Origin of the sequence: Bacillus sp. ISL-35, from assembly GCF_018613355.1 — a bacterium.
Lineage (GTDB): Bacteria > Bacillota > Bacilli > Bacillales > Cytobacillaceae > Mesobacillus.
Window position 1 is genome coordinate 77,263 of record NZ_JAGGQK010000001.1, and the last position, 14,018, is coordinate 91,280.

Genomic DNA, 14,018 nt, shown 5'->3' on the forward strand with positions numbered 1-14,018 from the left:
CCAATAGAGCGTATTGGAACATCGAAACACCAGATACTGGGAAACGGTGTAACCAATAGAGCGTATTGGAACACCAAAACACCAGATACTGGGAAACGATGTAACCAATAGAGCGTATTGGAACACCGAAACACCAGATACTGGGAAACGATGTAACCAATAGAGCGAATTGGAACCTCGAAACACCAGATACTGGGAAACGGTGTAACCAATAGGTCGAATTAGAACCATGAAACTCAAGATACTGGAAAAAGTACCGCCGATAGGACGAATTGCAACACTATAATTTCAAATGCTTGGAAATAAGGTCGCCAATAAAGCTGATTGACCTCTAAGCACAAAATAATAGGTCACCAATGAAACTCATTGGTGACCAAAAATTCATTCATAATATGACCATTGGCCATATCCTGAAACTATTAAATTCTCCTTCAATGTCTGTCTGATGGTTCTCTTGGGAATTAACTCGCCACTCCAATCATAGATTGTGTTGGTTGATAACTTTTCAGATGGATATAAAATTTGATACTCCTCAATACTTCGCACCAGCGCGCTTTTAGTATTCACAGGTTTTTCGCATTTTGGGCATGTTAGGATAAGTGAGTGATATTCTGCTATACCCGACCCACATGCCTGACAAAATACACCTTTTCGCAGCTGTGAATAATCATAATGGGGAACTTTGCTAAAAGGAGATTTCGTAATATGGGATGCTATTAATTTCTCGGACAATCTCCCATGCTGGTGGTTCAAAGTAGACTGCTGGTTATTCAATTGGTGGATAAAACGGTTAAGGTTTGTTGGGAGGATGATTCTCCTGTTAAGAGGGGCCTGGTACAAAGTGAAATCGGGATTGACAAAAACGAGATAAGGCTCAATGGGGATTTTAATTCCAATACTATTAAAAAATTGTCTTAGAAGTGAAACGTTTCTGTCTAGTTGAAGCAGTGGATTTTTTACTTCGTTTCCGTTAATTGTCTTAAATGTATCACCTTCAAAATAATACTCTCCTTCAAAATTCTTCACTTCGAATAGGTAGGAGAGTCTCTGGGAAACCATCAGCGAGTCAATTTGAAAATGTGAATGATTCTGCTCAAACAGCAAATCATTCAGGATCAGTGATCGAATGACTATTTGTTTCAAATACCCATCAAACATCACCTCGCCTTCAAACCCTTTTTGTAGATTCAAATAATATTGTTTCTCTTTCTCTTGTAAATCCATCCGTGTGTTCAATGCCTTAAGAACTTTTAACTCTTCCGACTCATAGCGTTCTTTTAAAAACATAATTCATCTCCCTTCTTACACTTATTTTACCTAACAGGTTCCCAATATTCTGTGAACATTCCGTGGACGCATTAATGACGCATTCCTGCCAGCCCTGCGCCCCTCTTCCTCCATTATTTATTGAATCTTGATATTCCTGCTGATATAATCAACAATAGTGTACATGCGCGAGTATAGTAGGAGTGAACGCAATGAGCAGAGAAGATAGACTTAATAGACAAAGCAAAATACGAAATTTTTCGATTATCGCCCATATTGACCACGGAAAGTCCACGTTGGCTGACCGGATCCTGGAAAAGACGAATGCATTGACTGCGCGTGAAATGAAGGATCAGCTGCTGGATTCGATGGATCTTGAGCGTGAGCGTGGAATCACGATAAAACTGAACTCAGTACAACTAAAGTACAAGGCGAAGGATGGAGAGATCTATACTTTCCACCTTATCGATACTCCTGGACACGTAGACTTCACTTATGAAGTGTCCCGAAGCCTTGCAGCATGTGAAGGTGCTGTCCTTGTTGTCGATGCGGCACAGGGAATCGAGGCACAAACGCTGGCGAACGTTTACCTTGCAATCGATAATGACCTGGAAATCGTGCCGGTCATCAATAAAATCGATCTGCCAAGTGCGGATCCTGAACGTGTCAGAAATGAAATTGAAGAAGTGATCGGCCTGGATGCATCTGAAGCTGTCCTGGCGTCCGCAAAAGCAGGAATCGGGATTGAAGAAATTCTTGAGCAAATCGTCGAGAAGGTTCCAGCCCCAGAGGGAGATCCTGATGCGCCGTTAAAAGCATTGATTTTCGACTCTTTGTATGACGCGTACCGCGGTGTAGTTGCATATATCCGCGTTGTCGATGGAACGGTCAAGGTCGGCGACAAAATCAAAATGATGGCGACAGGCAAGGAGTTCGAAGTAACAGAAGTCGGAGTATTCACTCCAAAGGCTACTCCTTCACCTGAACTGACTGTCGGAGATGTAGGTTTCCTGACTGCGGCAATCAAGAACGTCGGCGACACACGTGTCGGTGATACGATCACAAATGCGAAAAAAGGTGCTGCCGAAGCACTTCCTGGATACCGTCGCTTGAACCCAATGGTCTATTGCGGTCTGTATCCAATTGACTCAGCGAAATTCAATGACCTGAGGGAAGCTCTTGAAAAATTGGAGCTGAATGATTCTGCGCTTCAATTCGAGCCGGAAACATCACAGGCATTAGGCTTCGGATTTCGCTGCGGATTCCTGGGACTTCTTCACATGGAAATCATCCAGGAGCGCATCGAGCGTGAATTCAAGATCGACCTGATCACGACAGCGCCAAGCGTTATCTATGATGTCATCATGACAGATGGCACTGAAATTAAGGTGGACAACCCATCCAATATGCCTGATCCGCAAAAGATCAACCGTGTAGAAGAGCCATATGTAAAAGCAACGATGATGGCGCCGAATGATTATGTCGGAGCAATCATGGAGCTTTGCCAGGAAAAGCGCGGTATTTTCATCGACATGCAATATATGGATGAAACACGCGTCAGCATCGTGTATGAAATCCCGCTGTCAGAAATCGTCTATGATTTCTTTGATCAGCTGAAATCAAGCACCAAAGGTTATGCTTCCTTCGATTACGAGCTGATCGGCTACAAGCCATCCAAGCTTGTGAAGATGGATATCCTGCTGAATGCTGAAAAAGTTGATGCTTTGAGTTTCATCGTTCATAATGATTTTGCCTATGAAAGAGGAAAGGTCATCGTTGAAAAATTGAAGGATCTAATCCCTCGCCAGCAGTTCGAAGTGCCAATCCAGGCGGCCATCGGCCAGAAAATTGTTGCGCGTTCGACCATCAAGGCGATGCGCAAAAACGTACTGGCAAAATGTTATGGCGGGGATATCTCACGTAAACGGAAGCTTCTTGAAAAACAAAAAGAAGGTAAGAAGCGCATGAAGCAGGTCGGTTCTGTCGAAGTGCCGCAGGAAGCCTTCATGGCAGTACTGAAGATGGACGATAACAATACAAAGAAATAAAATAGAGGGGAGGCTGGATGTGCTGGGTAAACCAAGCGATTCTGGCCTCTTTTTTCAATAAACCAGGGAAGTGAAAATTAATGAAATCAGCATATATCCATATTCCGTTCTGCCATCATATTTGCCACTATTGTGATTTCAATAAAGTCTTTATGAAAGGGCAGCCTGTTGATGACTATCTTGATGCCCTTGCAAAAGAAATGGAGTTAACAGTAAAAGGTGATCAGGATGTCCTTGATACGATCTTTGTTGGCGGAGGCACTCCGACTGCATTGGATGAAAGGCAGTTGGGCAAATTGGTTCAGTCAATCCAGGATAAGCTGAACTTCAATAAAGATACAGAGTATACATTCGAAGCGAATCCAGGCGACCTTTCAAAAGAAAAGCTCGCCATCCTGAAAGACGCCGGTGTTAACCGTCTGAGTTTTGGAGTACAGACTTTTAATGATGAACTTTTAGAAAAAATCGGACGCAGCCACCGGGCAAAGGATGTATTCGAATCAATCGAAAATGCGAAAGCAGCAGGCTTCGATAATATCAGCATCGATTTGATTTACAGTCTTCCCGGTCAGACGAAGGAGGATTTCATCGAATCCATCGAAACGGCCCTTTCTCTGGGACTGGTGCATTACTCTGGTTATTCATTGATCATTGAACCAAAAACAGTGTTTTATAATTTAATGCAAAAAGGGAAACTGCCAATCCCTGGCGAGGATGCCGAAGCGGAAATGTATGAAACGCTTATGGATCATATGGAAAAAAACGGACTCCATCAATACGAGATCAGCAATTTTGCCGTCCCCGGATACGAAAGCAGGCATAATCTAACCTACTGGAACAACGAGGAGTACTACGGTTTTGGTGCAGGCGCGCATAGTTATGTAAAAGGAATGAGACAGTCGAATTACGGCCCCTTGAAAAAGTATATAGAACCGATCAACAGGGGAGAGCTGCCGCTCATGGATAAGCATAAGGTTACCCTTGAAGAACAAATGGAAGAAGAAATGTTCCTGGGGTTAAGGAAGACAAAAGGTGTTTCCGTTCGACATTTCGAAGAAAAATTCGGGCGGAACCCTATGCAATTTTTCGCAGGACAAATTGATGATTTGACTAGGAAAGACCTGCTGGAAACCAGTGATGAACGAATCTTCCTGACAAGACAGGGACGTATGCTTGGCAATGAAGTTTTTCAATCATTCATTGGGGTATCAAATCATTGACATCCTTATCGATTACTGATAAATTATTTTTAGAATTAGCACTCGTTATTATAGAGTGCTAACAGAGGTGATGATGTTGTTAACAGATCGTCAGGTGCTCATTTTGCAGGTGATTGTTGATGACTTTATTCGTTCAGCTCAGCCGATAGGTTCGAGGAGCTTGTCGAAAAAAGAAGAAATTAATTTCAGTTCGGCGACAATCCGGAATGAAATGGCCGATTTGGAGGATATGGGATTTATCGAGAAGACCCATACATCCTCAGGAAGGATTCCTTCCGAAAAGGGTTATCGTTTTTATGTCGATAACCTTCTGTTGCCGCAAAAAGTGAACCGCTCTGATATGGCAGCGATCAAATCGATTTTTGCTGAAAGAATATACGAGCTTGAGAAAATCGTCCAGAAATCGGCAAAGATTCTATCTGAAATGACCAATTATACATCAATCGTATTAGGACCGGCTGTAAAAGATAACAGGCTGAAAAAGCTGCAGATCATTCCGTTGAATAAGGATACAGCGATAGCCATTATCGTGACTGACACAGGGCATGTGGAAAACAGGATGTTCCATTTTCCTACCAGCATCGATCCATCTGATGTTGAAAAAATGGTCAATATCCTGAACGAGCGATTGGCCGGCGTTCCGCTTACCAACCTGAATTCCAAGATCTACAAGGAGATTGCTATGTTGCTGCGTCAGCATATCAGCAGTTATGACACTCTCCTAAATACAATCATGGACACATTGAATATGCCAGCCCATGAAAAGGTGTTTTTTGGCGGGAAGACGAATATCCTCAGCCAGCCAGAATTCAACGATGTTGAAAAAATCCGTAACCTGATGAATATGATCGAGCATGAAGATAACTTATATAACCTCATCAGGAAAAACCCGGCCGGCATCAATGTCAGGATTGGTACGGAAAACGATAATTCAGCTATGGAAAATTGCAGTCTGATCACTGCCACTTATTCCATCGGGGAAGAAAAGCTGGGGTCTATCGCAGTTTTAGGTCCGACACGGATGGAGTACTCGCGGGTTATCAGCTTGCTTCAACTGATCAGTACCGATTTGTCCAAGGTGCTTACACAGCTGTATCAAAATAAATAAGCATGGAAATATTGATTAAGGGTGGAGCAGCCTGTTCCATCCTGAATCGTCATGTGTTTTCTACTGAAGCGATTATGCTTCATTGAAATATATCCAGGTAACCTGGAATAAGCGGCTGGTGATCATTGCCGCGATACTTTGAGGGAGGTGAGTTAACGTGACAGAAGAGAGAAACAACACTGAGCAAGAATTGAACAGCCAGACAGAAGAAGAAACGGTTGAAGAGGTTTTTGCCGAAAATGAAGCTTCTGAACAGACTGAAGATATTCCGGCTCAAGAGGAAGAGCAACAGGATCCGATGGAGCAGAAAATCGCTGAGTTGGAAGGTAAGCTTGAGGAAGCCGACAACCGTTACTTGCGCCTTCAGGCTGATTTTGACAACTTCCGCCGCCGTTCAAGGATTGAACTTGAAGCGAGCGCTAAATATAGAGCCCAAAGCATTATTACCGATCTGCTTCCGGCCATCGATAACTTCGAACGTGCATTGAAGATGGATGTGGATAATGACCAGGCTAAATCTCTTAAACAGGGAGTGGAAATGGTGTACCGCAGCTTGCTTGACGCCCTTAAGAATGAAGGCGTTGAAGTAATTGATGCAGTAGGCAAAGAATTTGACCCGCATCTTCACCAGGCAGTGATGCAGGCTGAAGATGAAAATTATGGTCCTAACATTGTTGTTGAAGAATTCCAAAAAGGCTATATGCTGAAGGACCGCATCATTCGTCCAGCGATGGTAAAAGTGAACCAATAACAGTGGTTACATAAAAGAACCAGGAGGTAATTGAATATGAGTAAAATCATCGGTATTGACTTAGGAACAACAAACTCTTGTGTTGCCGTATTAGAAGGCGGCGAACCAAAGGTAATCCCGAATCCAGAAGGCAACAGAACGACTCCTTCTGTCATCGCGTTTAAAAATGGCGAACGCCAGGTGGGTGAGGTGGCTAAGCGCCAGGCAATCACTAACCCGAATACGATCATCTCCATCAAGCGCCACATGGGAACAGACCATAAAGTGGAAGCTGAAGGCAAAGAATATTCACCACAGGAACTATCAGCTGTCATTCTTCAATACTTGAAGTCTTATGCTGAAGACTATCTTGGTGAGCCTGTAACGAAGGCAGTCATCACAGTACCAGCGTACTTCAATGATGCTGAGCGTCAGGCAACAAAGGATGCAGGCAGAATCGCAGGCCTTGAAGTTGAGCGTATCATCAACGAGCCGACAGCTGCAGCACTTGCATACGGGCTTGATAAAATGGACGAAGACCAGACAATCCTAGTTTATGACCTTGGCGGCGGTACTTTCGACGTTTCCATCCTTGAACTGGGCGATGGCGTATTTGAAGTAAAATCTACTGCAGGTGACAACCGTCTTGGCGGTGACGACTTCGACCAGGTCATCATTGACTATTTGGTGGAACAATTCAAGAAAGAAAACGGAATCGACCTTTCTAAAGACAAAATGGCCCTTCAGCGTCTTAAGGATGCAGCAGAGAAAGCGAAGAAGGATCTTTCGGGCGTAACTTCAACACAGATTTCCCTTCCGTTCATCACTGCAGGGGAAGCTGGACCGCTTCACCTTGAATTGAACCTGACTCGCGCTAAATTCGAAGAGCTTTCTGCCGGATTAGTAGAACGCACTATGGGACCTACTCGCCAGGCACTTAAAGATGCCGGCTTGAGCCCATCTGAACTGGACAAAGTCATCCTTGTCGGTGGATCTACACGTATCCCGGCTGTTCAGGAAGCAATCAAGAAGGAAACTGGAAAAGACCCTCACAGAGGCGTTAACCCTGATGAAGTTGTCGCAATGGGTGCAGCAATCCAGGGCGGCGTAATCTCTGGTGATGTTAAAGATGTCGTTCTTCTTGACGTTACTCCGCTTTCACTAGGTATCGAAACAATGGGCGGCGTATTCACAAAGCTGATCGACCGTAACACAACAATCCCTACTTCTAAATCACAGGTGTTCTCTACAGCTGCTGACAACCAGACTGCTGTTGACATTCATGTGCTTCAAGGTGAGCGTTCAATGGCATCTGCCAATAAGACACTGGGACGCTTCCAATTGACTGATATTCCTCCAGCACCACGTGGAATACCTCAGGTCGAAGTAACATTCGATATTGACAAAAACGGTATTGTAAACGTTCGTGCGAAGGACCTTGGTACAAACAAGGAACAGCAAATCACAATCAAGTCTTCTACAGGCTTGTCTGATGAAGAAATCGACCGCATGGTAAGAGAAGCGGAAGAGAATGCAGAAGCTGACAAGAAGCTGAAAGAAGAAGTAGAACTTCGCAACGAAGCTGACCAGCTCGTCTTCACTACTGAAAAGACCTTGAAGGATCTTGAAGGTAAGGTAGATGAAGAAGAAGTAAAGAAAGCGAACGAAGCAAAAGACGAACTGAAGGCTGCGATCGAAAAAGGCGAAATCGAAGAAATCCGCACTAAGAAGGATGCTCTTCAAGAAATCGTGACAAACCTGAGCGTCAAGCTTTATGAAGAAGCTGCAAAGCAGCAGCAGGCTCAGCAAGGCGCTGAAGGTCAAGAAGGAACAAAGAAAGACGACAACGTCGTTGACGCAGAGTTCGAAGAAGTAAATGACGACAAGTAAAACATTTAGATAGCAACCAAAAAGTCAAAGTCAGGTATTACTTGGCTTTGGCTTTTTTCATGTAATAGAACTTCAACTAAAAAGAGAACTAAATTAACGCAGAACAGATATTTTAAATATTGCGTATGAATATACGGGAATGTTAGAATTATCTTTATGTGAAAAGATTCGGGAGTGGTAATCATGAGTAAACGGGATTACTATGAAGTCCTTGGTGTCAGTAATTCGGCCACCAAGGATGAAATAAAGAAAGCTTATCGCAAGCTTTCAAAAAAATTCCATCCGGACATCAATAAAGAGCCGGGAGCAGATGAAAAGTTCAAAGAAGTAAAAGAAGCGTACGAGGTCCTTAGTGACGATCAGAAGCGCGCCCAATATGACCAGTTCGGACATGTGGATCCTAACCAGGGCTTTGGCGGCGGAGCTGACTTCGGCGGCGGGTTTGGCGGCTTTGAAGATATTTTCAATTCCTTCTTTGGCGGAGGCGGCGGAAGACGTCGTGATCCAAATGCGCCAAGACAGGGTGCTGACCTTCAGTACACGATGACATTGAAATTCGAGGAAGCTGTATTCGGCAAGGAAACAGATATCGAGATTCCTCGTGAAGAAGAATGTGACACATGTGACGGAACAGGTGCAAAACCGGGTACAAAAGTGGATACTTGTAAACACTGTCATGGCAGCGGACAGATCAGCGTGGAGCAAAACACGCCGTTTGGACGTATTGTTAACCGACGAGTGTGTCATTACTGTAATGGAACAGGCAAGGAAATCAAAGAAAAATGTTCAACATGCTCTGGTACCGGGAAGGTTACGAGAAGAAACAAGATTCATGTTAAAATCCCGGCGGGTGTCGATGATGGCCAACAGTTGAGAGTGGCTGGAAAAGGGGAAGCTGGAATTAACGGCGGACCTCCAGGAGATCTTTATATTGTCTTCCACATCAGGTCGCATGAATTTTTCGAGCGTGACGGTGATGACATTTATTGTGAAATGCCAATCACATTTGTCCAGGCATCGCTTGGTGACGAAGTCGAAGTACCGACACTGCACGGCAAGGTAAAGCTGAAAGTGCCTGCAGGAACACAGACTGGAACCAAATTCCGCTTGAAGGGCAAAGGAGTTCCGAATGTCCGCGGCTATGGTACAGGAGACCAGCATGTCCTCGTACGAATCGTGACTCCGACAAAGCTGTCTGAAAAACAAAAACAGCTGTTGCGCGAGTTTGCGGAAGTTAGCGGGCAATCTCCACTTGGAGAGCAAGAGGAAAGCTTTTTTTCAAAAGTGAAACGCGCCATTAAAGGTGATTAATCGAATGGAGTTGGTATAAATGAAATGGTCCGAAATCAGCATCTTAACAACAAATGAAGCGGTTGAGCCGATTTCAAATATCCTGCATGAAGCAGGCGCAAGCGGTGTCGTGATTGAAGATCCACTTGAGCTTGTGAAGGAAAGAGAGGACCAGTTCGGGGAAATATACCAACTCAATCCAGATGATTATCCTGAAGAAGGCGTCATCGTCAAGGCGTATCTCCCTGTAAACAGCTTCCTGGGAGAAACAGTCGATGAAATTAAAGAAGCAATCAATAATCTGATCATCTACAATATTGATATCGGATTGAATAAAGTATCAATCAGCGAAGTGAATGAGGAAGAATGGGCAACTGCCTGGAAAAAGTACTATAACCCTGTGAAGATTTCTGAAAAGTTCACGATCGTCCCTACCTGGGAGGAGTACACTCCAGTGAATACGGACGAACTGATCATCGAACTTGATCCAGGCATGGCTTTTGGTACGGGGACCCATCCAACAACCGTTATGTGCATACAGGCGCTGGAAAGAACGGTACGCCCTGGCGACCGGGTCGTCGATGTCGGAACAGGTTCTGGTGTCCTTAGTATTGCCGCAGCGAAACTAGGCGCAGGAAAAGTGGAAGCGATGGACCTCGATGATGTAGCCGTCCAGGTGGCGAAACTTAACCTCAAGCTCAACAAAGTCCATGATGTTGCAACCATTTCACAAAACAACCTTCTTGACGGAGTAGCAGAAGGGGCCGATATTGTTGTCGCGAATATACTCGCAGAGGTCATCCTCCGTTTTGCTGACGATGCAGGCAAAATCGTCAAGAGTGGCGGTCATTTCATTACTTCTGGAATCATCCAGCAGAAGAAAGAAGTAGTCAAAGATGCGATGATCAATGCAGGCTTTGAAATAGAAGAGATTATGACAATGGAAGACTGGGTTGCGATTATCGGGAAAAAGAAATAATGTAGAAAAAAGGGGAACAGCTTAACCCCTTTTTTCTGTCTTTTTAAAACAGCTTTTTTTGAAGGCGGGTGCTGTGATGCAGCGTTACTTTATTGACGATCAAGAAAGTCAGGAGCAATTCCGTATTAGCGGCGATGATTTTCATCATATTGTTCGAGTGATGAGGATGAAGACCGGGGATGAAATCATCTGCGTTATTCCCAATGGCAAAAGCGCAGTTTGCCAGATTGAAGAAATTACCGATGAAATGGTTGTGGCAAACGTTGTAAAATGGGAGGAAGGGACGAGGGAGCTTCCCGTCCATGTCGTGATTGCGAGCGGTCTGCCCAAAGGGGATAAGCTCGAATTGATCATTCAAAAAGGCACTGAACTGGGTGCCTATGAATTTGTCCCCTTCACCGCATCCCGCTCGATTGTGAAATGGGACAGCAAGAAAGCTGGCAAAAAGGTTGAACGCTGGCAAAAGATAGCCAAAGAAGCGGCAGAACAGTCCCATCGCAATATTGTACCGTCGGTTAAGGAGCCGGTCAGCCTAAAACAATTAGTCAAGCATGCCGATGATTATACTTATAAGCTAATTGCCTATGAGGAAGAGGCAAAAACCGGGGAAGCATCTGTCCTGTCTGCGGCTCTCTCGAAAATGGAGAACGGTGAAAGTCTCCTGTTTGTTTTTGGCCCAGAAGGGGGATTGACTGCCGAGGAAGTCAATCTTTTAACTGAAAATGGATTTATGGCTTGTGGTCTTGGACCACGAATTTTACGTACTGAAACAGCACCGCTCTATGCATTGTCTGCTGTTTCCTATCATTTTGAACTATTGAGGTGAAGATCATGCCTGCAGTTGCTTTTCATACATTAGGTTGCAAGGTTAACCATTACGAAACAGAAGCCATCTGGCAATTATTCAAGGAACAAGGATACGAAAGAGTGGATTTTGAATCGATCTCTGACGTCTACGTTATCAACACATGTACTGTCACGAATACTGGGGATAAAAAGAGCCGCCAGGTCATCCGCCGCGCTGTCCGCAAAAATCCGGACGCTGTTATTTGTGTAACCGGCTGCTACGCCCAGACATCACCTGCAGAAATCATGGCGATTCCTGGAGTTGACATTGTCGTTGGAACTCAGGACCGTGTGAAAATGCTTGAATATATCGAGCAGTACAAGCAAGAACGCCAGCCAATCAATGCTGTCGGCAACATCATGAAGAACCGTGTATATGAAGAGCTTGACGTACCTGCCTTCACGGATCGTACAAGAGCGTCATTGAAAATCCAGGAAGGCTGCAACAACTTTTGTACTTTCTGTATCATTCCATGGGCACGCGGTCTGATGAGATCCCGCGATCCGCAGGAAGTCATTCGCCAGGCTCAGCAGCTTGTTGATGCCGGCTATAAGGAAATTGTCCTTACAGGCATCCATACAGGCGGCTATGGCGAAGATATGAAGGATTATAATCTCGCAGCATTGCTGAGAGATTTAGAGGCACAAGTAAAAGGGATTAAGCGTCTGCGTATCTCTTCTATCGAGGCAAGCCAGATTACTGACGAAGTGATTGAAGTAATCGACCAGTCCAATATCATCGTCCGTCACCTGCACATTCCGCTTCAATCCGGATCTGATACCGTCTTGAAAAGAATGCGCCGCAAGTACACGATGGAATTTTTCGGAGAGCGTCTTGATCGTCTTAAAGAAGTACTGCCGGGTCTGGCAGTCACTTCTGATGTCATCGTGGGATTCCCTGGTGAAACAGAAGAAGAATTCATGGAGACTTTTAACTTTGTAAAAGAGCACAAATTCTCAGAACTTCATGTCTTCCCATATTCAAAACGGACAGGTACTCCTGCCGCAAGAATGGATGACCAGGTTGATGAAGAGGTAAAGAACGAACGAGTTCACCGCTTGATTGAACTATCTGACCAGCTTGCAAAGGAATATGCTTCACAGTTTGAGGATGACGTACTGGAAGTAATTCCTGAGGAACTTTACAAAGAAGCTCCAGAAAGCGGGCTTTATGTTGGGTACACAGACAACTATCTAAAGGTTGTTTTCCCTGTTGCTGAGGATATGGTCGGTAAAATCGTCAAGGTGAAGATTATAAAATCTGGATATCCTTACAATGAAGGCCAATTCGTACGCGTGCTTGAAGATGAAATCGCAGCAGAACAAGCTGTTATATAAGGAAATTGCAAAGAGCTGGCCAAATGCCAGCTCTTTTTTGTGATATTTTCATAAAATCATCTTTGCTGCGACGCAAACTGCAACCGTATACCAGGATGAATCACCTATTTAAAAAGATATTGGCGAAAATTTAATTATATCGACCACATTTCAAGTTTTATCATCGGATTCTGAAATATTTCGACCACATTTCAGATTTTATCGACGGATTTTGAAAAATATCGACCACATCCAGGTTATAATATATATCCACCACCAGGCAGCTTCAATAGACCCCAGCTCACCGATTCTTCCCATGAATCACTTCAATCATCACCCCGAATTTTTCGGCGACAGGCAGAACCAGCAATGAAGCGAGTATGTTATAAACGACGCTGACATGCGCCAGCTGGACTTCAGGCCTGTCGGCTGTCAAAGGGGCCAGTGCCGCAATCTGGCCAATGAAGGGGAAAAACAAGGCTGCTCCTGCAATGTTCAGCCATACATGGGCAAAAGCCGTCAGTCTTGCCTCTTTGCCAGCGCCAATCGATGCAAGCAGAGCGGTAATACACGTCCCGATATTGGCGCCAAGCATGGCGGCTATGGCGGAGTCCATCGATAATGTTCCTTCTGACAAGAATCCCATGACGATCCCGGTCATCGCGGTGCTGGATTGGATGATTGCTGTTAAAACAGTACCGGTAACTATGCTGATCCAATGACTGTTGTTCAAATTGACGAGTGCTTGTTCAACTACCGGCATACTTGTTACAGGGTCGGCGAGAAAGGTGAAGCCGCGCATGGCTGCAAAAATAGCGGCGATGCCAAAAGAAATCGCGCCAAAATTTTGCCAGGTTCGGTTGCGAAAAACCAATAGAATCGCTCCGATGATCGCAAAGGGCACGATGAATGCGTCAATGTTGAAAGTTATGATTTCGAGAGTGAAGGTTGTCCCGATATTGGATCCAAGAATGATGCCGATTGATTGCGAAAATCTTAGCAGGCCAGCAGAAATCAAACCGATTGTAATGACCATGACAGCAGAACTGCTGTGTAAAAAAGCCGTCACTATCATTCCGGCTATCATTCCCTTTATTGGTGTATCTGTCATAAGAGCCAGCCAGTTTTTCATCCTGCTTGCTGAAAGCTCGAACAAGCCTCTCCGGAGCAGGGTCATACCTCCGATAAATACAGTGAGAAAAAGAAGAAATAATAGCAGATAGACCATGAGCACCATCCTTTCATTTAAATGTATGAAAAGGAAAAAGGGACATGCATGGATTTTCTTTTTTCAGGATAGTTGAGGGCGAAAATACATAATTTA

At 44.5% G+C, this 14,018-nt stretch carries 11 protein-coding genes; 9 read left to right on the plus strand and 2 right to left on the minus strand.

Annotation, left to right across the window (positions count from 1 at the left end):
* Positions 1-381 precede the first annotated feature (381 nt).
* The gene (locus tag J7E38_RS00390) at positions 382-1,287 is read right to left on the minus strand and encodes a nuclease-related domain-containing protein (protein ID WP_214704590.1); all 906 of its coding nucleotides are present in this window, start codon (positions 1,285-1,287) and stop codon (positions 382-384) included.
* Positions 1,288-1,478: 191 nt separating this feature from the next.
* On the opposite strand from J7E38_RS00390, the gene lepA reads away from it, so the two are divergent.
* The 9 genes from lepA (at position 1,479) to mtaB (ending at position 12,715) form a co-directional block, all read left to right on the plus strand.
* Positions 1,479-3,314, plus strand: a complete 1,836-nt coding sequence (gene lepA, locus J7E38_RS00395; RefSeq protein WP_214704589.1) for a translation elongation factor 4 — start codon at positions 1,479-1,481, stop codon at positions 3,312-3,314.
* A gap of 80 nt (positions 3,315-3,394) precedes the next feature.
* Positions 3,395-4,534, plus strand: a complete 1,140-nt coding sequence (gene hemW / locus J7E38_RS00400; protein ID WP_214704588.1) for a radical SAM family heme chaperone HemW — start codon at positions 3,395-3,397, stop codon at positions 4,532-4,534.
* Between the two features lie 76 nt (positions 4,535-4,610).
* Positions 4,611-5,642, plus strand: a complete 1,032-nt coding sequence (hrcA, locus tag J7E38_RS00405) for a heat-inducible transcriptional repressor HrcA (protein ID WP_214704587.1) — start codon at positions 4,611-4,613, stop codon at positions 5,640-5,642.
* Between the two features lie 157 nt (positions 5,643-5,799).
* Positions 5,800-6,393 (plus strand): nucleotide exchange factor GrpE, encoded by a 594-nt coding sequence (grpE, locus tag J7E38_RS00410; RefSeq protein ID WP_214704586.1) that lies wholly within the window; start codon positions 5,800-5,802, stop codon positions 6,391-6,393.
* Positions 6,394-6,429: 36 nt separating this feature from the next.
* Positions 6,430-8,262, plus strand: a complete 1,833-nt coding sequence (gene dnaK, locus J7E38_RS00415) for a molecular chaperone DnaK (RefSeq protein WP_214704585.1) — start codon at positions 6,430-6,432, stop codon at positions 8,260-8,262.
* Between the two features lie 183 nt (positions 8,263-8,445).
* Positions 8,446-9,573 (plus strand): molecular chaperone DnaJ, encoded by a 1,128-nt coding sequence (dnaJ, locus tag J7E38_RS00420; RefSeq protein ID WP_214704584.1) that lies wholly within the window; start codon positions 8,446-8,448, stop codon positions 9,571-9,573.
* A 19-nt stretch (positions 9,574-9,592) separates the two neighbouring features.
* The gene (gene prmA, locus J7E38_RS00425; protein WP_214704583.1) at positions 9,593-10,531 is read left to right on the plus strand and encodes a 50S ribosomal protein L11 methyltransferase; all 939 of its coding nucleotides are present in this window, start codon (positions 9,593-9,595) and stop codon (positions 10,529-10,531) included.
* A gap of 76 nt (positions 10,532-10,607) precedes the next feature.
* Positions 10,608-11,357: a 16S rRNA (uracil(1498)-N(3))-methyltransferase gene (locus tag J7E38_RS00430; protein ID WP_214704582.1), complete on the plus strand. Its 750-nt coding sequence runs from the start codon at positions 10,608-10,610 to the stop codon at positions 11,355-11,357.
* A gap of 5 nt (positions 11,358-11,362) precedes the next feature.
* Positions 11,363-12,715, plus strand: coding sequence for a tRNA (N(6)-L-threonylcarbamoyladenosine(37)-C(2))-methylthiotransferase MtaB (gene mtaB / locus J7E38_RS00435; RefSeq protein WP_214704581.1), 1,353 nt, complete (start codon positions 11,363-11,365; stop codon positions 12,713-12,715).
* Between the two features lie 280 nt (positions 12,716-12,995).
* Here mtaB and J7E38_RS00440 read toward each other — a convergent pair whose 3' ends face one another.
* Positions 12,996-13,922: a Na/Pi symporter gene (locus J7E38_RS00440; RefSeq protein ID WP_214704580.1), complete on the minus strand. Its 927-nt coding sequence runs from the start codon at positions 13,920-13,922 to the stop codon at positions 12,996-12,998.
* Between the last annotated feature and the right edge of the window lie 96 nt (positions 13,923-14,018).